This is a genomic window from Kibdelosporangium persicum (assembly GCF_013280595.1).
GTDB classification, from domain to species: domain Bacteria; phylum Actinomycetota; class Actinomycetes; order Mycobacteriales; family Pseudonocardiaceae; genus Kibdelosporangium; species Kibdelosporangium persicum.
Genome location: NZ_JAAATY010000008.1, coordinates 296,081 through 317,000 on the forward strand (window position 1 = coordinate 296,081; position 20,920 = coordinate 317,000).

Annotated in this window: 23 protein-coding genes; 7 read left to right on the forward strand and 16 right to left on the reverse strand. The window is 67.6% G+C overall.

Going from position 1 to position 20,920, the window contains the following annotated elements; translation table 11 throughout:
• Positions 1 to 19: 19 nt before the first annotated feature.
• From paaE to paaZ, 6 genes are read right to left on the reverse strand one after another with little or no spacing between them, the layout of a single operon-like run.
• The gene (gene paaE, locus GC106_RS17485; protein ID WP_173131369.1) at positions 20 to 1,093 is read right to left on the reverse strand and encodes a 1,2-phenylacetyl-CoA epoxidase subunit PaaE; all 1,074 of its coding nucleotides are present in this window, start codon (positions 1,091 to 1,093) and stop codon (positions 20 to 22) included.
• A gap of 2 nt (positions 1,094 to 1,095) precedes the next feature.
• Positions 1,096 to 1,581, reverse strand: coding sequence for a 1,2-phenylacetyl-CoA epoxidase subunit PaaD (paaD, locus tag GC106_RS17490; RefSeq protein WP_173131372.1), 486 nt, complete (start codon positions 1,579 to 1,581; stop codon positions 1,096 to 1,098).
• Positions 1,575 to 2,420 (reverse strand): 1,2-phenylacetyl-CoA epoxidase subunit PaaC, encoded by an 846-nt coding sequence (gene paaC, locus GC106_RS17495; RefSeq protein ID WP_173131375.1) that lies wholly within the window; start codon positions 2,418 to 2,420, stop codon positions 1,575 to 1,577. The genes paaD and paaC overlap by 7 nt, the downstream gene beginning before the upstream one ends.
• A gap of 6 nt (positions 2,421 to 2,426) precedes the next feature.
• Complete coding sequence (gene paaB / locus GC106_RS17500) at positions 2,427 to 2,708, reverse strand: 1,2-phenylacetyl-CoA epoxidase subunit PaaB (protein ID WP_173131378.1); 282 nt, start codon at positions 2,706 to 2,708, stop codon at positions 2,427 to 2,429.
• Positions 2,705 to 3,631 (reverse strand): 1,2-phenylacetyl-CoA epoxidase subunit PaaA, encoded by a 927-nt coding sequence (gene paaA / locus GC106_RS17505; protein ID WP_173131381.1) that lies wholly within the window; start codon positions 3,629 to 3,631, stop codon positions 2,705 to 2,707. Before paaA ends, paaB begins: the two co-directional genes overlap by 4 nt.
• The gene (gene paaZ, locus GC106_RS17510) at positions 3,628 to 5,661 is read right to left on the reverse strand and encodes a phenylacetic acid degradation bifunctional protein PaaZ (protein ID WP_173131384.1); all 2,034 of its coding nucleotides are present in this window, start codon (positions 5,659 to 5,661) and stop codon (positions 3,628 to 3,630) included. Before paaZ ends, paaA begins: the two co-directional genes overlap by 4 nt.
• 61 nt (positions 5,662 to 5,722) lie before the next feature.
• On the opposite strand from paaZ, the gene GC106_RS17515 reads away from it, so the two are divergent.
• A complete protein-coding gene (locus tag GC106_RS17515) occupies positions 5,723 to 6,493 on the forward strand; it encodes an enoyl-CoA hydratase/isomerase family protein (RefSeq protein WP_173131387.1) in 771 nt (256 codons plus the stop codon).
• A 151-nt stretch (positions 6,494 to 6,644) separates the two neighbouring features.
• Positions 6,645 to 6,869 (forward strand): TipAS antibiotic-recognition domain-containing protein, encoded by a 225-nt coding sequence (locus GC106_RS48820; RefSeq protein ID WP_281368520.1) that lies wholly within the window; start codon positions 6,645 to 6,647, stop codon positions 6,867 to 6,869.
• On the opposite strand, the gene GC106_RS17525 is transcribed toward GC106_RS48820, so the two are convergent.
• Complete coding sequence (locus GC106_RS17525; RefSeq protein ID WP_173131391.1) at positions 6,844 to 8,022, reverse strand: thiolase family protein; 1,179 nt, start codon at positions 8,020 to 8,022, stop codon at positions 6,844 to 6,846. The genes GC106_RS48820 and GC106_RS17525 overlap by 26 nt on opposite strands.
• A 75-nt stretch (positions 8,023 to 8,097) precedes the next feature.
• On the opposite strand from GC106_RS17525, the gene paaI reads away from it, so the two are divergent.
• Together paaI and GC106_RS17535 are read left to right on the forward strand one after the other, a co-directional pair.
• Entirely contained in the window at positions 8,098 to 8,466 is a 369-nt protein-coding gene (gene paaI, locus GC106_RS17530) for a hydroxyphenylacetyl-CoA thioesterase PaaI (protein ID WP_173131528.1), read from the forward strand.
• Complete coding sequence (locus GC106_RS17535) at positions 8,463 to 9,047, forward strand: TetR/AcrR family transcriptional regulator (RefSeq protein ID WP_173131393.1); 585 nt, start codon at positions 8,463 to 8,465, stop codon at positions 9,045 to 9,047. Before paaI ends, GC106_RS17535 begins: the two co-directional genes overlap by 4 nt.
• 85 nt (positions 9,048 to 9,132) lie before the next feature.
• On the opposite strand, the gene GC106_RS17540 is transcribed toward GC106_RS17535, so the two are convergent.
• The 7 genes from GC106_RS17540 to GC106_RS17570 form a co-directional block, all read right to left on the reverse strand.
• Complete coding sequence (locus GC106_RS17540) at positions 9,133 to 9,519, reverse strand: histone-like nucleoid-structuring protein Lsr2 (protein WP_173131395.1); 387 nt, start codon at positions 9,517 to 9,519, stop codon at positions 9,133 to 9,135.
• 1,929 nt (positions 9,520 to 11,448) lie between these two features.
• Positions 11,449 to 12,450 carry a proline racemase family protein gene (locus GC106_RS17545; protein ID WP_173131397.1) on the reverse strand — a complete coding sequence of 334 codons (1,002 nt, stop codon included), beginning with the start codon at positions 12,448 to 12,450 and terminating at the stop codon, positions 11,449 to 11,451.
• A gap of 1 nt (position 12,451) precedes the next feature.
• Positions 12,452 to 13,354 (reverse strand): dihydrodipicolinate synthase family protein, encoded by a 903-nt coding sequence (locus GC106_RS17550; protein ID WP_173131399.1) that lies wholly within the window; start codon positions 13,352 to 13,354, stop codon positions 12,452 to 12,454.
• Positions 13,351 to 14,607 (reverse strand): NAD(P)/FAD-dependent oxidoreductase, encoded by a 1,257-nt coding sequence (locus tag GC106_RS17555; protein ID WP_173131402.1) that lies wholly within the window; start codon positions 14,605 to 14,607, stop codon positions 13,351 to 13,353. Before GC106_RS17555 ends, GC106_RS17550 begins: the two co-directional genes overlap by 4 nt.
• Positions 14,604 to 14,807: a (2Fe-2S)-binding protein gene (locus GC106_RS17560; RefSeq protein ID WP_173131405.1), complete on the reverse strand. Its 204-nt coding sequence runs from the start codon at positions 14,805 to 14,807 to the stop codon at positions 14,604 to 14,606. Before GC106_RS17560 ends, GC106_RS17555 begins: the two co-directional genes overlap by 4 nt.
• Positions 14,798 to 15,946 carry an NAD(P)/FAD-dependent oxidoreductase gene (locus tag GC106_RS17565; RefSeq protein WP_173131408.1) on the reverse strand — a complete coding sequence of 383 codons (1,149 nt, stop codon included), beginning with the start codon at positions 15,944 to 15,946 and terminating at the stop codon, positions 14,798 to 14,800. The genes GC106_RS17560 and GC106_RS17565 overlap by 10 nt, the downstream gene beginning before the upstream one ends.
• A gap of 68 nt (positions 15,947 to 16,014) precedes the next feature.
• Positions 16,015 to 16,593: a helix-turn-helix domain-containing protein gene (locus GC106_RS17570; RefSeq protein ID WP_173131411.1), complete on the reverse strand. Its 579-nt coding sequence runs from the start codon at positions 16,591 to 16,593 to the stop codon at positions 16,015 to 16,017.
• An 88-nt stretch (positions 16,594 to 16,681) separates the two neighbouring features.
• Here GC106_RS17570 and GC106_RS17575 point away from each other — a divergent pair, with 88 nt between their 5' ends.
• Together GC106_RS17575 and GC106_RS17580 are read left to right on the forward strand one after the other, a co-directional pair.
• A complete protein-coding gene (locus GC106_RS17575; RefSeq protein ID WP_173131413.1) occupies positions 16,682 to 18,235 on the forward strand; it encodes a methionine--tRNA ligase in 1,554 nt (517 codons plus the stop codon).
• A gap of 8 nt (positions 18,236 to 18,243) precedes the next feature.
• On the forward strand, positions 18,244 to 19,038 hold the full coding sequence (locus tag GC106_RS17580) for a hypothetical protein (RefSeq protein ID WP_173131416.1): 795 nt from the start codon (positions 18,244 to 18,246) through the stop codon (positions 19,036 to 19,038).
• Here GC106_RS17580 and GC106_RS17585 read toward each other — a convergent pair.
• Positions 18,968 to 20,011, reverse strand: a complete 1,044-nt coding sequence (locus tag GC106_RS17585) for a hypothetical protein (protein ID WP_173131419.1) — start codon at positions 20,009 to 20,011, stop codon at positions 18,968 to 18,970. The genes GC106_RS17580 and GC106_RS17585 overlap by 71 nt on opposite strands.
• A 3-nt stretch (positions 20,012 to 20,014) precedes the next feature.
• Positions 20,015 to 20,257 carry a hypothetical protein gene (locus GC106_RS17590; protein ID WP_173131422.1) on the reverse strand — a complete coding sequence of 81 codons (243 nt, stop codon included), beginning with the start codon at positions 20,255 to 20,257 and terminating at the stop codon, positions 20,015 to 20,017.
• Between the two features lie 91 nt (positions 20,258 to 20,348).
• On the opposite strand from GC106_RS17590, the gene GC106_RS17595 reads away from it, so the two are divergent.
• Positions 20,349 to 20,888 carry a P-loop nucleotide/nucleoside kinase family protein gene (locus tag GC106_RS17595; protein WP_173131424.1) on the forward strand — a complete coding sequence of 180 codons (540 nt, stop codon included), beginning with the start codon at positions 20,349 to 20,351 and terminating at the stop codon, positions 20,886 to 20,888.
• The last annotated feature ends 32 nt before the right edge of the window (positions 20,889 to 20,920 follow it).

Here is a 20,920-nt window from a genome sequence, read left to right on the forward strand (position 1 = left end):
AGGACCGGAATCGCCGGTGTCACTGGTCGAAGTCGATCTCCACGGTGTCCGATGTGGGCACGGTCTGGCAGGTGAGTACGAAGCCCGCGTCGACCTCCGCGTCCTCCAACGCGAAGTTGCGGCGCATGTGGACCTTCCCGGTGATCACCTTGGCCCGGCACGTCCCGCACACCCCGCCCTTGCAGGCGAACGGCAGATCGGGGCGTACCCGCTGGGCGCCTTCCAGCAGGGTCGAGTCGCGGGGCACGACCGCCGTGGTGGTCCGGCTGTCGAGCCGGACGGTCACTTCGGCGCTGGGCCCGGTCGTGCCTGGGTCGACGTGGTGGACCTGCTCGGGCGGCGTGTCCTCCACATAGAACAGCTCGAAGTGGACACGTTCCCGGGGAACTCCGAGTTCCGCCAGGACTTCCCGCGCCTCGGTCACCATGCCGAACGGTCCGCACAGCCACCAGTGGTCCACCTCGGACACCCGCGTCAGCATGGGCAGCAGGAGGCGGAGTTTCTCGCCGTCCAAACGGCCGGTGAACAGCTCGGCCTCGCGGGGTTCGCGGGACAGCACGTGCACGAGTTCCAGCCGGGCTGTGTAGCGGTCCTTAAGGTCGGCGAGTTCGTCGGCGAACATGACTGTATTGGTGCGGCGGTTGCCGTAGAGCAGCACCGCGCTCGCCGAAGGGTCCTGCAGGACGGTCGACAGGATCGACATCACAGGCGTGATTCCTGAGCCGGCCGCCACCAGCACGTGCCGGGCCGGTGCCGGCTCGGGCGTGAAGTCGCCGGTCGGCGGCAGGACCTCGATGGTGTCGCCGGGTCGCACCTCGTGCACGAGCCACGGCGAGAACGCACCGCCGGGGACCTCACGGACGCCGATCCGTGGTTTCGAGCCGACCATGGCGCAGATCGAATACGAGCGCCGCTCGTCACGGCCGTCGATGATCCGCCGCAGAGTCAGCGACTGCCCGGCACGGAAGTCGTACTCGGCGGCCAGGTCCGGGGGTACGTCGAAGGTCACTGCGACGGCGTCGTCGCAGAGGCGCTCCACGTGGGCCACGGTCAGTTTGTGGAACTCGGTCCGGCGACGCAAGGAGGTGGTCATTGTCAGATCTCCTTGACGTGTTCGAACGGTTCGGCGCACGCCCGGCAGCGCCGCAGCGCCTTGCACGCCGTGGCGCTGAATTCCGACAACAGCTCGGTGTCCGGCGACCCGCACCGCGGGCACGCGACCCGCTTGGGCGGGGCGGTCAGCGTGAGCGGGATCGGGCCGCCTCTGGGCGCCGCGCCGGGCGGGGCGATACCGGCTTCGGCGAGCTTCTGGCGTCCTGTCGCGGTGATCCAGTCGGTGGTCCACGCGGGCGACAGGACCGTGCGTACATCGACGGCCCCGAACCCGGCCTGGTGCAGCGCCGAGCGCAAGTCGGAACGCATGGCGTCCATCGCGGGACAGCCGGTGTACGTGGGCGTGATGGTCACGACCACGCCATCCGGCGTCTCCTCGACCTCACGCAGGACACCCAGATCGGCCAGGGTCAGCATGGGCAGTTCCGGATCGGTGACCGTTTCGGCCACGGCACGCGCGCTCACCATGTCGCGTCCGGATGGGCTCGGGCGACGCTCTGCATTTCAGCCAGCAACGGCTCCAGGTGTTCGGTGTGCCGCCCTGCGGTCGGGACCGGGCGCAGGTATGGCTGCTTCAGCGCGCCAGCCGTGATGACCTGCGCCATCACCGCGTCGAACTCCTCGCGCAGGGCCTTGTCGTCCTCATTCTCACCGTCGAAGAGCTCGTCGACGTACGGCCACACCTCGTCCAGCCCGGCCTGCATCCGTTCGTGCGACAGATCCGTGCCGTCGCCGAGCCGGACGACCCAACGGGCCGCGTAGTCGCGGTGATACGTCAGTTCCTTGACGCCCTTGGCCGCGATCGCGGTGAGGACCTGGTCGGGCGAATCGACCAGGCGCTGGAAAAGAGCCAGCCGCCAGGTGCTGAACACCAGCAGCCTGGCCATCGAGAAGGCGAAGTCGCCACCCGCCAGCTCGACCAGCCGGACGTTGTGGAAGTCCTCGGCCGCGCGGAAGAACGCCAAGGCGTCCTCATCGGACTGGTTCACCGCCGGGACCAGTGCCGGATCCGCCTTGGCCGCACGGGCGAGCAGCAGCCGGGCCTGGCCGAGCAGGTCGAGGCCGATGTTGGCCAACGCGACCTCGTCCTCCAGCTCCGGCGCCGCGGCCACCCACTCCTGCAGCCGGTGCGACATGATCAGCGCGTCGTCACCGAGCCACAGGCAGGACCTGGCCAGCTCGGCGGCGTCCACACCGGACGGAACCGACGTGTCCATGCCCGCCAGCGGATCGGTGAAGCCGGTGCCGAAGGCCCACCGGGTGTCATTGTCTTCGGTAAGCGCCTCGTAGGCGTTGTCAAAGGACATCTCGGCTCACATGTGGGGGACGTCTTCGGGGATGTCGTAGAACGTGGGGTGCCGGTAGACCTTGTCCCCGCTCGGCGCGAAGAACGGGTCCTTCTCGTCCGGGCTCGACGCGGTGATGTGGTCGGCACGGACGACCCAGATGCTGACACCCTCGTTGCGACGCGTGTAGAGATCGCGGGCGTTGCGCAGCGCCATCTCGTCGTCGGCGGCATGCAGCGATCCGACGTGGACATGGTTGAGGCCACGCTTCCCGCGGACGAACACCTCGTACAGCGGCCAGTCACTCATGCCACGGCCTCCTTGTGTTTGGCGGCGTACGCGGCGGCCGCGTCGCGCACCCACTGGCCGTCCTCGTGTGCCTTGCGGCGCCGCTCGATGCGGATCTTGTTGCACGGGCCGTTGCCGCTGACCACCTCTTTGAAGTGGTCCCAGTCGATCTGGCCGAAGTCGTAGTGGCCACGTTCGGGGTTCCAGCGAAGGTCCGGGTCCGGCAGCGTGACGCCGAGTTTCTCGGCCTGCGGCACGCTCATGTCCACGAACCGCTGCCGCAGCTCGTCGTTGGTGTGCCGCTTGATCTTCCACGCCATGGACTGCGCGGTGTTGGTCGATTCCGCGTCCGGCGGGCCGAACATCATCAGCGACGGCCACCACCAGCGGTTGGTCGCGTCCTGCACCATGTCGCGCTGCTCCTGGGTGCCGCTCATCATCGTCATCAGCAGCTCGTAGCCCTGACGCTGGTGAAACGACTCCTCCTTGCAGATCCGGATCATCGCCCGCGCGTACGGCCCGTACGAACTGCGGCACAACGGGACCTGGTTGCAGATGGCGGCGCCGTCGACGAGCCACCCGATCACGCCGACGTCCGCGAACGTCAGCGTCGGGTAGTTGAAGATCGACGAGTACTTCTGGCGGCCTTCGATCAGCCGCTCGGTCAGGTCGGTGCGGTCGGCGCCCAGCGTCTCCGCGGCGGAGTACAGGTAGAGCCCGTGGCCGGCCTCATCCTGCACCTTGGCCAGCAGGATCGCCTTGCGGCGCAGCGAAGGCGCGCGGGTGATCCAGTCGCCTTCCGGCTGCATACCGATGATCTCCGAGTGGGCGTGCTGGGCGACCTGGCGGATCATCGTCTTGCGGTAGCCCTCGGGCATCCAGTCCCGCGGCTCGATCCGCTGGTCACGCTCGATGGTGGCGTCGAAGTGTTCCTGGAGGTTCACGAGGACTGCTCCCGTTTCGCCACGAGGGTGAGCACGTCGTACTTGGCGACGGACTCACCCTTCTGGTTGGTCACGTCGGCGTCCCACCGGACTTCGCCGTACTGCTGGTCGTTGCGCGGCGTGATCTGCTTGGCGGTCAACGTGACCGTCAGCGAGTCACCGGGGAACGTCGGCGTCAGGAAGCGCAGGTTCTCCAGGCCGTAGTTGGCCAGCACGGGGCCCGGGTCCGGCTGGACGAACAGGCCAGCGGCGAACGACACCACGAGGTAGCCGTGGGCGACGCGGCCGCCGAAGAACGGGTTGGCCGCGGCGGCTTCCTGGTCCATGTGGGCGTAGAACGTGTCGCCGGTGAACTCGGCGAAGTGCTCGATGTCGGCCATGGTCACTTCACGCGGCCCGGCAACGACCGTGTCGCCGAGGCGCAGGTCTTCCAGGTGCTTGCGGAACGGGTGCTCGCCTTCGGTCCGCTCCGAGCCCGGCACCCAACGGTTCGTGACCGCCGTGAGAACACGAGGGCTGCCCTGTACGGCCGTGCGCTGCATGTGGTGCAGCACGCCACGGATGCCACCCATCTCCTCACCGCCGCCTGCTCGACCGGGGCCGCCGTGGACGAGGGCCGGCAACGGTGAGCCGTGGCCAGTGTTCTCCTTGGCGTTCTCGTTGTCGGTGACGAGCAGACGGCCGTGCCATGGGGCCACCCCGAGTACGACGTCACGAGCGAACTGGGTGTCCGCGGTGACGACGGAGCCCGCGAGGCTGCCGTGGCCGCGTGCGGCGAGTTCGATGACGTGCTGCGTGTCGCGGTACGGCATGAGCGTGCTGACCGGTCCGAACGCCTCGACCTCGTGCGGTTGGGCCTGGCTGGAATCTTCGGCCACCAGCAGGACGGGCGAGATGAACGCGCCACGCTCGGCATCGGCGTCTACCACGGACACCTGGTCGGGGTCGCCGAACACCACGTGGCCCGCCTCGAGCAGGGCCTTGAGCGAGCGGCGGACCTCCTCGCGCTGTTCGAGGCTGGCCAGGGCGCCCATCCGGACATCCGCGTTGGCCGGGTTGCCGACGGTGATCTTGGCGAGGCGCTCGCTGGTGGCCTGGGTGACGTCGTCCAGCAGTCCGGCCGGGACGAACGCGCGCCGGATCGCGGTGCACTTCTGGCCTGCCTTGACGGTCATCTCGGTGACCAACTGCTTGACGAACAGGTCGAACTCGGGCGTGCCGGGGGTGGCGTCCGGGCCGAGGATCGAGCAGTTCAGCGAGTCGGCCTCGGCGTTGAAACGGACCGAGCGGCGGACCACGTTCTCGTGCGCGCGCAGTCGCTGTGCCGTGGAGGCGGAACCGGTGAAGAAGACGAGATCCTGCTCGGTGAGGTGGTCGAGCAGGTCACCCGCGCTGCCCGTGACCAGCTGGAGCGATCCTTCCGGCAGGATGCCGGACTCGATGATCAGCTCGATCAGCCGGACCGTGAGGTACGCGGTCTGGCTCGCCGGTTTGACCAGGCTCGGCACGCCGGCGATGAACGCGGGCGCGAACTTCTCCATCGGTCCCCAGACGGGGAAGTTGAAGGCGTTGATCTGCACCGCGACGCCCTGCAGCGGGGTGCAGATGTGCTGGGCGACGAACGTGCCGCCCTTGCCGAGCGGTTCGACGTTGCCGTCGACGTAGACGGTGTCGTTGGGCAGCTCGCGCCTGCCCTTGCTGGAGTAACCGAACAGCGTGCCTATGCCGCCGTCGATGTCGAACTTGTTGTCGCCCTTGGTCGCACCCGTGCGGTGAGACAGCGCGTACAGCTCGTCGCGGTGCTCCATGAGGTACGACGCCAGGACCTTCAGCAGAGCGGCGCGCTGGTGGAAGGTCAGCTCACGCAGCTCGGCGCCCTTGTCGCGGCCGTAGGCCAGCGCGGCGGCCATGTCGACGCCGGCCGACGAGATCCGGGCGATCTCCTCGCCGGTGACCGCGTCGTGTAGCGGCGCGCCCTCGTCATCGGGCGTGTGCCACCGGCCGGACACATAGCTGCGCAGCGGAGCCATCCTGGTCGCCTCCCGGCTGAATTACTAACCGTCCGTTCAGTAGGCATGGTAGCTTGGCGGCATGGCCGACGAAAGCGGTGTGACGCTGGTTCGCCAGGGTCAGGTGGCGACCATCACGATGACTTCGGCGGCGCTGACCACCCGGGTGAAAAGCGACCTGCTCGACGCGGTCACCGAGGCCGGCAAGGACTCCGGCGTTCGCGCGGTCGTGCTGACCGGCACCGGGAAGGCGTTCAGCGTCGGCCAGGACCTCAAGGAGCACGCGGAGACGTTGCGGGCGGACGCGACGCACGCTTTCGACACCGTCGAGCAGCACTACAACCCGATCGTGCTCGGGCTGGCGACCATGCCCAAGCCGGTCATCGCGTCCATCAACGGGCTGTGCGTCGGCGCCGGTCTCGGGTTCGCGCTGGCTTGCGATCTGCGGATCGCGTCGGCCAAGGCCAAGTTCGGCACGGCCTTCACCGCGATCGGCCTGACCTGCGACTCCGGCCTGTCGGTCACGCTGGCCAGGGCGGTCGGTGCCGCGCGGGCCAGCGAACTGGTGTTGCGGGCGAACACGTTCAGCGCCGAGGAGGCCCTGCAGTGGGGCATCGTCGGGCAGGTGGTCGAACCGGAGGACCTGGCGGCCGAGACAATCGCGCTCGCGGAGAAGTTCGCCAACGGCCCGACGCTGGCGTATGCCGAGGCCAAGGCGGCTATGGCGGTTTCGTTGAGCCAGGCTTTGGCGGCCGAGGGCGCCGGGCAGGCACGCCTCGGCGTCACCAAGGACCACCGCAATGCCGTGGAGGCGTTCCTCGCCAAGGAGACGCCCACGTTCGAAGGACGTTAGGCGCGGCGGATCCGGCGATTGCTCGGCCATCAGGTCGGCCCACCAGATCCGGACACGGTCCGGGCGAACCTCCTGTAGCCGCGCCTCACGCCAATCACCGTCGAGTTCGACGAGCCACCGGTCGGCCAGGCACAACAAACCGTCGCGCCGCATGTTCTCCTCGGCTTGTTCGAGGCTCGTCGGATCAGCCAGTTCCCTACTGCACTACTGGCAACCGACACCCGAGGCGTACGCCGCGATGGGCGCCATGTACCGGACAGATCCCAGGCAGCGGGCCATGGCCGAAAAAGCGGATCAGGCTCTGCCTGACTGGTTGGCGTCAGCTGTCGAGGCTTACGCCGTCCGTCAGCTCAGGGCTTCTCGAACGCGACCGTGACGCCCTGACCCACGCCGACGCACAGCGTGGCGATGCCTCGGTTGCTGTTCTCGCGCTCCATGCGGCCCAACAAAGTGACCACCAGGCGAGCGCCGGAGCAGCCGAGCGGGTGGCCCAGCGCGATGGCCCCGCCGTCGGCGTTGACGCGTTCCTCGTCGAGCTTCAGTCGACGGATCACCGCGAGGCTTTGTGCGGCGAACGCTTCGTTCAACTCGACCGTCAGGTCGTCGCGTTGCCAGCCCGTACGCTCAAGCACCTTCTCCGTCGCGGGCACGGGACCGAGGCCCATGATGTGTGGTTCAACGCCCGCGCTGGCGCTGGCGACAACCCGCGCGCGTGGGTTGAGGCCCAGGCGCTCGACGGCGGCCTCGCTCGCGAGCACAAGCGCGGCGGCACCGTCAGACAACGGCGACGACGAGCCGGCCGTCACGATGCCGTCCTTACGGAAGACGGTTTTGAGTTGGCCGAGCTTTTCGAGCGTCGTGGCGCGTCGGGGTCCTTCGTCCACAGTCACCGTACTGCCGTCCTTGACCGCCACTGGCACGATCTCGCGGTCGAAGCGTCCCGCGTCGATCGCCGCGATCGCGCGCGAATGGCTTCGCAAAGCGAAAGCGTCGGAGTCCTCGCGGGTGATGCCGTCCAGAGTGGCCACTTCCTCGGCCGTCTCGCCCATGGAAAGCGTGGTCCCGCCCGAGAACTTGGGGTTGGTGAAGCGCCACCCCAAGGATGTGTCGGCGATCTCCCCCGGCTTGGCCCACGGCGTGCCCGGCTTGGCCATCACCCAGGGCGCACGGGTCATGGACTCCACACCGCCGGCGACCACAATGTCCGCATCGCCCGATTTGATCGCCTGGGCGGCGGACGCGACCGCGGTCAACCCGCTGGCGCACAAGCGGTTCACCGTGTAGCCGGGCACCGTGTGCGGCAGGCCCGACAGCAGCACCGCCATTCTGGCGACGTTACGATTGTCCTCACCGGACTGGTTGGCCGCGCCGAGGACCACCTCGTCGATCTCGTCGGCGGGCACTCCGGCCCGGCCGACGGCTTCGGCCACCACGAGAGCCGCCAGATCATCCGGCCGCACCCCGGCGAGCGCCCCGCCGTACCGGCCCTGCGCTGTTCGGACACCGTCAACCACGAATGCCTCGGCCATACCCGTTATTATCAACCGTCCATTCGGTCAGTTGGCAAGGTGGTGAATCCGGTGTCACAGAATGCGGCGCACGACATGTTCGAAGCGGATGCCGCGTCGCGGGCACTGGGCATCGAACTGATCGAAGCAGCCGACGGCCGCGCGGTCACCAGGATGCGCGTCACACCGGACATGGTGAACGGCCACGACATCGCCCACGGCGGATACGTTTTCCTGCTCGCCGACACGACTTTCGCGCTCGCCTGCAACAGCCACGGACCGGTCACGGTGGCCGCCGGAGCGGACATCACCTTCGTCGCATCGGCGCGTGCGGGCGATGTTCTCACAGCGCACGCCGTGGAAAAGACGCGCTACGGCCGAAGCGGGATTTATGACGTGACCGTGGACCGAGACGGCGAAGTGATCGCGGAGTTCCGGGGACGCAGCAGGGTGATCAACCGATGACCCGCCGCGGCCGTCCCGGATACGACCTCGAATCGCTGCTCGCGGTGGCGGTCAAACTGTTCAACGAACGCGGGTACGAAGCCACCAGCATGGAGGAGTTGTCCCGCAAGCTGGGAATCACCAAATCCGCGATCTACTACCACGTGGCCAGCAAGGACGAACTGCTGCGCCTCTCGGTCGACCGGGCACTGGACGGCCTGTTCGCGGTCGCCGACGAGGCCATGACGATCGACGGACCGGCGATCGACCGGCTGGAATTCCTGGTCCGCGGCAGTATCAATGTGCTCGTCGAGCGATTGCCGTTCGTCACGCTGCTGCTGCGCGTGCGGGGCAACACGAAGGTCGAGCGCGCCGCACTGGCCCGCAGGCGCGAGTTCGACCAGCTGGTCACCGAACTGGTGAAACAAGCGGAGGCCGAGGGGGACGTCCGGCCGGACATCGACCCGTCGGTGACGGCGAGACTGCTGTTCGGGACCGTCAACTCGCTCATCGAGTGGTATCGCCCGAGAGGCGGGCTCGGTGGCCAGGAGCTGGCCGACGCGGTCTGCGCGATCACCTTCGACGGTCTTCGGACGCGCTGACAAAATCAGACAGAAATCCCCGCCGCGGGTGATTTCCGGCGGGAGGTGGAAGTGGCTCTCCCCATGGCCACTTCCAGCACCGGCATCACGACGAGAATGCCGGCTCGCCCTTCTTCTTGCCCTTGCTGGTGTGCGCCGCCTCGAACGCCTCGATGACGTTGGCCGGAATACGGCCGCGGTCGGAAAGCTCGAAGCCGTTCTGCCGGGCCCAGTCCCGAATGGCCTTGGTCTGCTCCCGGCTCGCGGGCGAACCGGCGCGCTTGGTCGGCGACGTGCCGCGCTTGACACGGCCACCGATACGGCGTGCGGAGTTGACGAACTCCTCGAGGCCCGCACGCAGCTTCTCGGCGTTGGCCTCGGTCAGGTCGATCTCGTAGCTCACGCCGTCGAGCGCGAAGCTCACGGTGCTGATGTCGTCGGCGGCGGTGCCGTCGAGGTCATCAACCAACTGGACGGTGACCCTCTGAGCCATTAAAGGTTACCTCGATTTGCGACAGTGGTGACAATGGGTAACTCCCGCCGATGGAATCAACCCGGCGCAGGAGTTACTCGAGACTATAGTTTGTCACTACCGGCACTTCGCAACTGCTGGCGTTCCGGCGTGGCGGAGCACACCCTGACATGCATCAGATGGGTTTTCCGTCGGCCCTCGCGAGTCCCTTGACATGAACGCCGTGCGGGCACCCGGAAGGTTCCCTGCACGCCGTGCAGGTTGATGTTCTGCGAGAAACCGCCATGTTTCGCGTTCGACTTGACCGACCTGGGCGAACTGCGTCGTGCCAATGACATTCGACTTGCGACCCGGACGCTCGCAGGTTTGCGTTCAGAGTCTAGTTCTGACGCCGAGCGCGGGTGATCCGACGTCCGTCAGCACCGCTTGGTGGACAGGACACCGGGCCCACCCGGCGGTGATGGCGGGAAATTCGGGCTTTCAGCGGGACACCCCGAATAAGGACCATGGGCGCGTTGTCCGTCGATGAAGGTCGGCCGCGGCAGCGCCCGGGAAACACCGCCTGACATCGGGCATGCCCACCTCGACCTGGGATTCCCCGGGCCTGGTCGACGGCCTTGTTGCACGACGAGGTGGCGTTCGCGCCAGCATGCCGCTTCCGGGCAGCGCGATGTTCGTCTGGTCGGGCAACCAGTCGTCGGCGATGGATCATGCTGTCGGTGCGCTCCGATACCGGAGCGAGGACTGCGGGGAAATTCCGCGCCGTCCAGGGCACCTTCCGGAACGCCGCGGCGCCGGCCGAGTTGTCTGGTTTGGCCGGGGCTTCCGATCGATGGCGAGAAAATTCACACTCCGAAGAATCGACGACTCCGACGGCCACACCCCTCCGTCGGTTACTCCATATGGAGTAATGCCTCAGAAATGCGCTGCTCCGAAACAGACACAGACCTTATCGCCAGCAAGTGGTGACAACGTCATCCTGGCGATTAGGCGCGTCCCGTCGTTCCGCGCAAACGTGGACAGCCATACCACCCCCGCTAACCCGCTCAGCGAGCAACAGGCGGCACGGTCGCCGGTTTTTCGACCGCGCTCCGAATCTGATGGCCTGTTCGCCGTTCCCCCGGACCCGGCAGACGCTCAACTGGCCATCGACAGGTTCCCTTCGGTTCGCGTCGCACAGTGCCGATCGAGGCAACTCGGCCGCCTCCATGGCGCGCCGACCACGGCAGCAGAACGTTGCGCCACGCGGTCGCCGCGTACTGGGACGCCGCCGAGTCCTTTACGGTCTCCACGCTCGGGCGCGCCGGTTCCTTGCACTGCTGGCCGTTGGGGCGACGAGCGGGTGGCCGCGTTCACCATGGCCTCTTCATACGGATCACCCTTACCGGGTCCACGGTCTCAGACTCCGAGACCATGTGACGTTCGGTTCCTGGCGTATCTCATCCCAACGGCTCGATCCTGCCTCCGGTTCTCGACCGCCAAGGCCTACCAGTTCTGGGGTACGCCTCCGGCTCATCTGCCCGTGATTCCGCAACGACGGACACTGGGCATGACTCGTGCATCTCCGCCCTGCGGAGCCACACCGATCCTATCGAAAGCCGACGGCCCGCCTAGACCGTCGAGCCGAAAAGCCCTGATCTACAAGGCATCCGCCGCCCACACAAGCCGAACCTGTTACAGGCCAACAACTGCCATACAACCCAAACGCTCCCAGACAGCCCCCACCACTCCCGGGGGGGCGACCCCGAACCCAGCCTACCGGCGGACGTTGATCAACAGGGATTACGTTGTGCACGTTGTGGATAACTCGCGCCCTGTGGACAACTCGACGATGTGGATCTTCATCGCCTTGCAGCGTCAGTGGATCTGGCTACGCTGACGGTGCATTGTTGTCCTCTGTCCAAAGCATACGAAGTGCTGACCACGGTAGATGAGGACTACCGCGGCCGGTCACAGCGTGAAACCTCGCGGGAAAGGATCGGTGGGGTCCAACAGGTATTGAGCCATACCGGTGATCCAGGCGCGACCGGTGACCGTGGGAACGACCGCCTCGACGGAAGCGACGGTGGTCTTTCTGCTGAGTCGTCCGGTGAACGTCGTCCCGAGCAGGGACTCGTTCACGAAGTCCTGCCCGATGGCGAGTTCGCCACGGGCGTACAGTTGCGCCATTCGTGCGGAAGTGCCTGTGCCGCACGGGGATCGGTCGAACCAGCCAGGATGGATGACCATGGCGTTGCGAGCGTCGCTGTGTTCACCACCGGGTGCCACCAGTTGTACGTGCTTGCAACCGCTGATTCGGGCATCGGCGGGATGCACGGGACGGCGCTCGGCGTTGATCGCGGCCATGATGCGCAGGCCTGCCGTGAGCATCTTGTCCTTTTCGGACTTGTCAAAGGGGATGTCGAGGTCCTTGACCGGCAGGATGGCGTAGAAGTTCCCGCCATAGGCCATGTCGTAGCGAACCTCGCCGATCCCCGGCACAGTCACGGCCGCGTCCAGCTCCAGCGAGAACGATGGCACGTTCTCGATGGTGACCGACTCGGCATGGCCGTCGCGCACCTGGACCTCCGCGACGACCAGTCCGGCGGGCGTGTCCAGCCTGACCGTGGTGACGGGTTCGACGACTTCGACCATGCCGGTCTCCACCAACACAGTGGCCACCCCGATGGTGCCGTGCCCGCACATCGGCAGGCAGCCGGAGACCTCGATGTAGATCACTCCGGTGTCGGCGTCGGGTCGAGTGGGTGGCTGCAGAATCGCGCCACTCATGGCGGCGTGCCCGCGCGGCTCGTTGACCAGGAACTGGCGGATGTGATCGAGGTGCTCGACGAAGTAGGCGCGTTTCTCGGCCATGGTGTCGCCGGGGATCACGCCGACTCCGCCGGTGATCACGCGCGTCGGCATGCCTTCGGTGTGCGAGTCCACCGCGGTGAAGTAACGGGTGGCGCGCATTTCAGGCCATCCCCACCGCTCGGCGCATGTCGGCCTCCAGCACAGCAAGCTGGTCGGCGGACAACGGTCCACGCGGTGGCCGGCATGGCCCACCATAACGGCCGACGAAGTCCATGCCGAACTTGATCGCCTGCACGAACTCGGTCCTGGAGTCCCACCGGAAGGCGCCGACCAGGGACTCGTACAGCGCCCGGGCGTCCGCCAGCTTGCCTTCCAGGGCAAGGGTGAACAGGCGCACGGATTCGGCCGGGAAGACGTTCGGGAAACCAGCGAACCAGCCGGTCGCGCCCATCAGCACGGACTCGACCAGCACGTCGTCGGCCCCGGCGACCACGGTCAGGTTCGGCGCCAGGTCGCGGATCTCGGTCACCCGGCGGACGTCGCCGGAGAACTCCTTGACCGCGACCACGTTGTCGAGCTGGGCGATCTCCGCGAGCACGGCGGGCGTCAGGTCGACCTTGGTGTCGAACGGGTTGTTGTAGACCATGACCGGCAGGCCCACGGCGGCGACCTGCTCGAAGTGCTTGATCACCTCGCCGGTGTTCGCCCGGTACAGCGTGGGTGGCAGGCACAGCACGCCATCCGCGCCGTCCTCGGCCGCGGCCTCGGCCCACTGCCGCGCCTGGTGCGAGCCGACGCCGTGCACACCGACCACGACGATTCCCTTGTCGCCCACGGCTTCGACGGCGGTTCGTGCGACGGCACGGCGCTCGTCGTCGGTCAGCGAGGAGTACTCGCCGAGCGAGCCGTTCGGGCCGACGCCACGACATCCGTTCTCGATCAGCCACCGGCAGTGGTCGGCGTAACGGTCCAGGTCGACTCGGAGCCCAGCCGGTGCGCTCGCGTCCTCCGCGTATGGCAACGCCGTCGCGACGATGACGCCGTCGAGCTTTTCCTCGGTCACTCTTCCTCCTCGGCTGCGAGTTCGCCCAGCCGCAGCGGTGCCGCGATCGGGCGTCGTTCGGGGAAAGGCACTCCGGTCAGGTCGGCCGCGTTGCGCAGGCAGGTCCGTCCTTGGCAGCGGCCGAGGCCTACCCGGCTGACCAGCTTCACGGTCCGGGCCCCGGTCGCTGCCCTGGTTTCGACCGCATCGCACAACGCGCCGTAGGTGACCCGTTCGCAGCGGCAGACGATGGTGTCGGTGGCCAGCCAGCTGCGCCACCCTGGCTTTATGGGATACGCCTGGGCCATCGCTGCCGCGAACCTGCGGCCTTGGCGCACTTTCCGCAGTGTGTCCGACGGCACGTCGCCGCCGACTGCGGCGATCCCGGCGACGGTCCCCTCGGCCGCAGCCAGGTCCGCGCCACCGATTCCGGTGATCTCCCCGGCCGCGAACACACTGGGAACCGACGTTGCCTGGGCGATGTCGACCTGGACGAAACCGTTCGCCAGGACGCATCCCGCGGCGATCGCGAGCTCGGTTCGCGGCGTGAATCCGTAGCCGACGCACACCGCGTCGACCTCGATTTCCTCGGTGCGGACGACATGCCAGTCATTGTCGAGCCGCGCGACGGTCGCCGTCTGAACATGGCCGTCGCCGTTCGCCGCGACCACTGCGGTGCTGGTCCGGTATGGGATTCGGTGGCGCGCGAGAAGAGCCCCATACCGCGCCGCCTCGCCGAACTTGTGACGTCCGGCGAGCGGAGTACGCAGCCACCGCGCCGGAGAGTTCGCCTCCAGCACGCCGATCACCGAAGCGCCGACGTCCATCAACGACTTCGTGACGGCCAGCAGGAACGGCCCGGTCCCGGCTACCAGTACGCGTTTGCCGATGGGCAGGCGCTGTTCTTTGGCCAGGATCTGTGCCGCGCCGGCGGTGTACACGCCGCGCAGGTCCCAACCGGGGAACGGGACGACTCGGTCGTACGCGCCGGTCGCCAGCACGATCGCGTCGGCGTCGACCGTGCGGGCACGTCGGTCTGGCCCGTCTACTGGGCCACTGAGGAGATGCACGCGGCGTCCCTCGACCGCCCAGACCACAGTGGACGGCAGATGCTCGACGCCGGGGAGCGTGCGCGGGCGGTCGTAAGGCTGGCGGAAGAACTGGCCACCTACGGAAGGCCCGGAATCGACCAGCAGCACGCTTGCGTCGCGGACCGCCGCGGCTCGGGCCGCGCTGATACCCGCAGGTCCGGCGCCTATCACGACCACAGTCATGATCGTGTCCGCACGATGTCGCCGTCGGCCGCTATCCGCTGACACGAACGGACATCCGGCACGTCATTAAGCTCGACTACACAGTCGAAGCACACGCCGATCCCGCAGAAGATCCGCGAGCGCCCCAAGGTGTGCAGCACCGCCGCGATGGTCTGACCAGGCCGTACGGGCACCTCCTCGCCGTCGACAGTCACGTGCATGTCATCACCGCCGGGCGGTCCACTCGGAACGGTCCGGGGTCGACGATCGGCTGCCGTCCGAGGAAAAGGTCGGCGAACAGCTGGCCCGTTCCGGCGGCCAGGCCGATTCCCGCGCCTTCGTGCCCGGTCACGTGCCAGAGACCCGGGACTCGGGGATCCGGGCCGATCACGGGCAGATGGTCGGGCGCGTACGGCCGGAATCCGCCATACGCCCGCATGATCGGGATCTTGGTCAGGGTCGGAAACAGCCTGACGGCCTTGCGCGCCAGTTCGCGGAGAACGGAGACACGCAACGTGTCGTCGAAGCCGGCACGTTCCCGGCTTGAGCCGATCAGGATCGTCCCGGCCCGGGTCGATTCGACCACTGTGGACGTCTGCAGGTCGGCCGCGCCGCTTTCGACCGCACCGACGTAGTCCGCGTCGTAGACCTTGTGCCGCACGGTGTACGAGGTGTGGCTCGTCACGAGGACCACTCCCCTGCGCGGCTGGATGTTGATCGGCGCTCCAGCCTGTTCGCTGAACTGACCGGCCCACGGTCCGCACGCGTTGACCACGGCGCCGCATGGCAGGAGCCCTTCGGACGTGAGCAGCCCGCCAGGTCGAACGCCCAGCGCGGTGACGTTGCCCCGGACGTCACCGCCACGGTGCTTCACCGCGGCCAGCAACGTCGTGGCGGCGAGAACGGGCTGGAGCTGTGCGTCGTCCGGGTAGTGCACGGCGGAGACCACGTCCGGGGTGAGGTTCGGTTCGAGCGCCACCGCGTCCGCTGCCGTGACCAGGTGCGCTCGTACCCCGGCCCGCCGTTGCTGGTCGGCGAAATCGGCCAGCGCACCCGGGTCCTCCAGCGTGACCACCAGGCCGCCCTTGGCGTCCCATTCCACCTCGGCCAACTGGGGTCCGAGCTGGTCGCGGAGGGTGGCCAGCAATTTCGGCCACCGGGCGACGGAGGCCTGGGCCAGCGTGAGTTCCGGGCCGGGCGGCTTGTCGGACAGCAGGACGTTGCCCTCGCCCGCCGCGGTCGTCCCGCTCGCCGGAGCGCCTCGGTCGATCACCGTGACCCGGATTCCGGCCGCGCTGAGCGCCTCGGCGCAGGCGGCGCCGATGATGCCCGCTCCGACGACCGCGACGTCCGGGTGCATGACCACCACCGTTCATTAAAGTGAACGACAGCAGGGTAGCTCCGATCCCTGGCGCGTCCAATGGGCCATTAGGGGTGAACGGACGAGGCGGCCGAACCGGAGGGGTACTGCAACAGCAAGACCGAGGTCACCGGGCCGTCCACCGCTTCGTAGATGTGCGGCCGGTGAGCCGGGAAGCAGATGTAGTCACCCGGGCCGAGGACGTACGGCTCGTCCGGCGGACCGAACCGCAACACACCGTCGGTCACTGTGACGTGCTCGAATCCCGGATGACCGGCCGAATGCTGGACCGCGCCTGGCCGGACCCGCTGGTCGTAGATTTCGACCACCGTGTCGGTGAGGTCCACCCGCCGCAGCAACCGCAGGTCGACCGCGTTGCTGCTGAGCACGTCCAGGTTCGCCGAGCGGACCAGGACCACGCCGGGATCGGCACGCTCGGTCAGCAGGCTCGACACCGGGACGTGGAAAGCGTTCGACAAACTGAACACAGTCTCGATCGTCGGGTTACCGGTACCGGATTCCAACTGGGACAGCGTGCCCTTGGCGATCCCGGAGCGCCGGGCCAGTTCCGACAGCGACAGACCGGCCTGCCCGCGCAGCTCCCTCAGGTTCGCGGCCAGTACCTGACCAGCCTGTTCCCTGATCACACCGGCCTCCTCGCGCTCGCCCGGCCGAGGCTACCCAACCGCAGGTGGATAAGCTTGGGTGTCCGGCACTCAAGGGGTTAGGAAGATCATGGCCGAGGCCGCTTTCATCTCGACGACCATCCCGTACGTGAACGCGCAGCCGCACCTCGGGCACGCGTTCGAGTACAGCCAGGCCGACACGTACGCGCGGCACATGGCCAGCCAGGGCATGGACGTCTACTTCCTGAGCGGTTCGGACGAGAACAGCCTCAAGAACGTGCTCGCCGCGGAGAAGGAAGGGATCACCGCGCGCGAACTGGTCGACCGCAACGTCGTCTTCTTCGAGCGGATGGCCGCCGACCTGCAGACCAAGCTGTCCCGGTTCATCCGCACCAGCGTCGACGCCGACCACATCGACGGCGCGATCGAGATCTGGCGCCGGATGGAGGCCAGGGGCGACATCTACGCCAAGGACTACGAGGGCCTGTACTGCGTGGGCTGCGAGCAGTTCTACACGCCCGCCGAACTGGTCGACGGCAAGTGCCCCGAGCACTTCACCGTGCCCGACTTGGTCAGCGAGCGGAACTACTTCTTCCGGCTGTCGAGCTACCAGGACAAGCTGCTGGCCGCGCTGGAGTCCGGCGAGCTGAAGGTGGTCCCGGAATCGCGCCTCAACGAGGTCGCCAGCTTCGTGCGGTCGGGACTGGAGGACATCTCGATCTCCCGGTCCACCGGCCGGGCCCGCGGCTGGGGCATCTCGGTTCCCGGCGACGAGAACCAGGTCATGTACGTCTGGATCGACGCGCTGACCAATTACACCAACGCGCTGGGCTGGACCCGGGACGGCGAGGAGTACAAGAAGTACTGGGTCGACGCGGCCAAGCGCGTGCACGTGGTCGGCAAGGGCGTCACGCGGTTCCACGCCGTGTACTGGCCCGCGATGCTGATGTCCGCGGGCCTGCCGATGCCCACCGAGGTGGTCGTGCACGGCTACATCACCGCGTCGGGCCAGAAGCTGAGCAAGACCACCGGCAACGTGATCGACCCGGCCGACCTGATCGAGCGGTTCGGCTCGCACGCCGTGCGCTACTTCCTGCTGGCCGAGTTCTCCCCGTTCATCGACGGCGACTTCAGCGAGGAACGGCTGATCGCCCGGTACAACGCGGATCTGGCCAACGGCCTGGGCAACCTGCTGTCGCGGGCGACCAGCATGACCGTCCGGTACCGGGACGGCGTGGTTCCCGAGCCTGCCGAGATCGGCGACCCGGAGCGTTCGCTGGCCGAGCAGCTGGCCGCCAGTGAGCAGGCGTCCGTCGCGGCGATGGCCGGATACGACCACCGCGAGGCCCTGGCCCGGATTTGGGACCTGGTCCGCCGGACGAACGCGTACGTCGACGAGCGTGCCCCGTGGCACCTGGCGAAGGACCCGGCACAGGCCGCCGCTTTGGACACCACGCTGCACTACCTGGCCGGCGCGGTGCGCCAGCTCGGCCGGTTGCTGCTGCCGTTCCTCCCGCAGGCCGCCGAGACGATCGTGCGCACGCTGGGCGCCGAGCCGGACAAGGTGCCGGGTGCCCAGAACTGGCTCGAAGGCTTGGCCGGCGTGCAGGTCACCAAGTCCCCGGCGTTGTTCCCGCGGATCGAGGCACCCGCGGCCGAGTAGTCTCCGACGTGCCCAGGTGGCAGGTGCTGCTGGCGCTGCTCGCGGTGAGTGCCGGCTCCGTTCTCGCCGCGTCCGGGCCGGGCGGGTTCGCGCGCCTGGGCACAGTGGTGCTGGACAACGCCGGATGGCTGCTGCTCGCAGCCGGGGCCGTCGCGTTGTTGTCGGCGATTGCGCCACCGGGTGCCCTCCTGGGACCGTTGGTCCTGATCGTCGCCGGGCTCGTCGTGGTCCTCGACCCGCCGCGTCCGGAGGTGTGGACGCTGAGCGGCGGCATCATCACCGTGGGCGGAGGGCTGTTTCTGATGCGCAGGGCAGGCACGGAACAACCGAACGCCGACCCGGTCATGCGAAGGTCGGCTGTCCTGTTCCCCAGGAAGGTGCGTCTGCGGTCCGACGAACTGTGCCCGGAGCGGCTTTTTCTGCGGAGCGTGCTCAGCGTGCGGATCACCGCGAACCTGCGGGCCGCGGCCCCTCCCCAGCGTGGCATCATCGAGCTGTTGATCACGTGCTGGGGCGGGCAGGTCAGGGTCACCCTGCCGGACCACTGGACCGTTGTCGGCGGCAGGTTGGCCGCCGCGAAGTTGATCTCACTCGATGGTGTTCTCGACCACGCCCGGACGTACCCGGATCTGTCGTTGATCAAGGAGGCGGCGGAGTTCACCGAACTGACTGAGGCCAGGTTCGCCAAACACGGCTCCGACGACCAGGAACCCGTGCTGGCGATAGTTCACGTCATGGGCCTGGGCGGGGTGGTTCGGCTGGATCGTCAGCCGGGTGGTCATATGACCACCCGCGTTGGGTGATCTCAGGCCATGGCTTGCCTTGCGCGAGGAACTTCGACAGCTCCTGGTTCTCGAACAGTTCCTCCTGCGGATCACGAGGGAGTTTGCGGTGCATCGCCTTCAGCATGTCGAATCGGTGCAAGTCGTACGCGGCGCATAACGACTCGGCATAACGCTCAGCGACTGTGCGTGCGCCCCGATACGCCAGTGCGGCGAAGACGACGAACGCCACCGGGATCAAGCTCCATCCGTCGACGTTCCACAGCAGCGGCGCGGAAATGACCGCCTGCGCCCCGAAGACGATGACAAACGTGCAAGCCGTGTCGATCAAGTCGATCCTGTTGGCCAACGCGTTGTTCATCGGCGTGGACAGGTGGGGGTAGAGGCGCGGGTACGTCACCACGCTGTTGAGGCCATACCGTTCACCCGCTGTGGTCTCCGCTCTCCGCAGTACGTTGCCGAGCCTCGTCGGCAGGAAGATCGTCCGGTCCAACGGATAGGCCTTCACAATCCGCCTGCCCAGATACGCCTTCTGGGCACGGCGGTGCTCGCGCCGGCTGTGCCGGGCGACCTCTTGGAAGTCGACGCTTGAGCCGTGCCTTGGCAGGACCCTCGACCATGCCTCGTGCACGTCGAACTTCCGGACGTGCCGTTCCACCGCCAGCCGCTCAAGCAGTCGCAGGCCGAACCGGCTCCGCCAGTAGCCTTCGAGCAACTGGACCGCCGAGATCTGGAAGGGCCTCAGCAACACGGCGACCACCAGGACCGCCACCAGGAGCAGGACCCAGCCCGAGGCGCCGAGGGCCCGCGCCTCCTGCAGCACGGCGTCGGATCCCGCCGCCGGGCTCGTGGGACGTTCCCACGGCAGGAGATCCGAGGCCAGCAAGGCCCATGTCGTCAGCACGAACGCCCCGCTCGGGACGATGTTCACCAGGTACGCGCCCGGCCCCAGCCTGCTGATGGTCTCTTTCGTGAAATCGTCGACGGCTCCCACGGGTCACTCGATCCTCTTGGTCATCCTGCGGCGGCGATGCCTCGGGCACGTCCGGACGAGCGGCCGCTCAGCCAGGTAGATGGCTTCGGGAATCGATTCCCGGCAGTCGGGTTCGCCACATCCATACCGTGGTCCATCGGGCTTGGACGCGTCGTCACCGTGCAGCATGTCGTGGTCGGGGATGGCGAAAATGAGCATGACGAGGCGCAGGCGCCAGCCCCGTGTGGTGACAGCCCTCCCGACCACCTGCCGAGTATCCGCCTTGTTCCGGGCTGTGGAATCCGACGAACGGGTGCCGGCCGGAGAACTGTCTGGCGTACTGCGACGTTGTCCGAATATGGACATTACGGTCGAGAGCCGGGCACTGGTCGTCGTGGCGGGCTTGCCAGGATCAGGCAAGAGCACGCTGCTGCGACGTACCCAGGCCAACGTGCCGATCTGTGTGCTCGACACCGACCATATGCGGTCCTTGCTGGCGCGGCTGTTGCCTCGTTCGGTTCCGTACGGGTGGTACCGGCCGCTTGTGCATTTGCTGCACACCGCGCGTGTGCTGGTGACGGTGCTGTGCTCGCCGCGGCCGGTGTTGCTGCATGATCCGGCGACGGGTGCGGGGACGCGGACGGCGTTCGCGGTGATCGGCGCGATCACTCGGCGGCATCGGCATTTCATCTGGATCGACTGCACGCCTGCCGAGGCGCTCGCCGGTCAGGTCGCGCGCGGGCGTGTGCTGCTCAAATGGTCGTTCGCGCGGCACATGCGCCGGTCGCCCGAGGTTCGTTCGCGGTTGTTGGCCGGGCTTCGGCCGCAGGGCTGGCACACGGCCCAGCTCGTCGACAGGCACGCGGCGAGCACCGGATTGCACCTGAAGGTCGCCTGAGATGGTGGCGGAGCGGCAAGCTCCGCCACCAC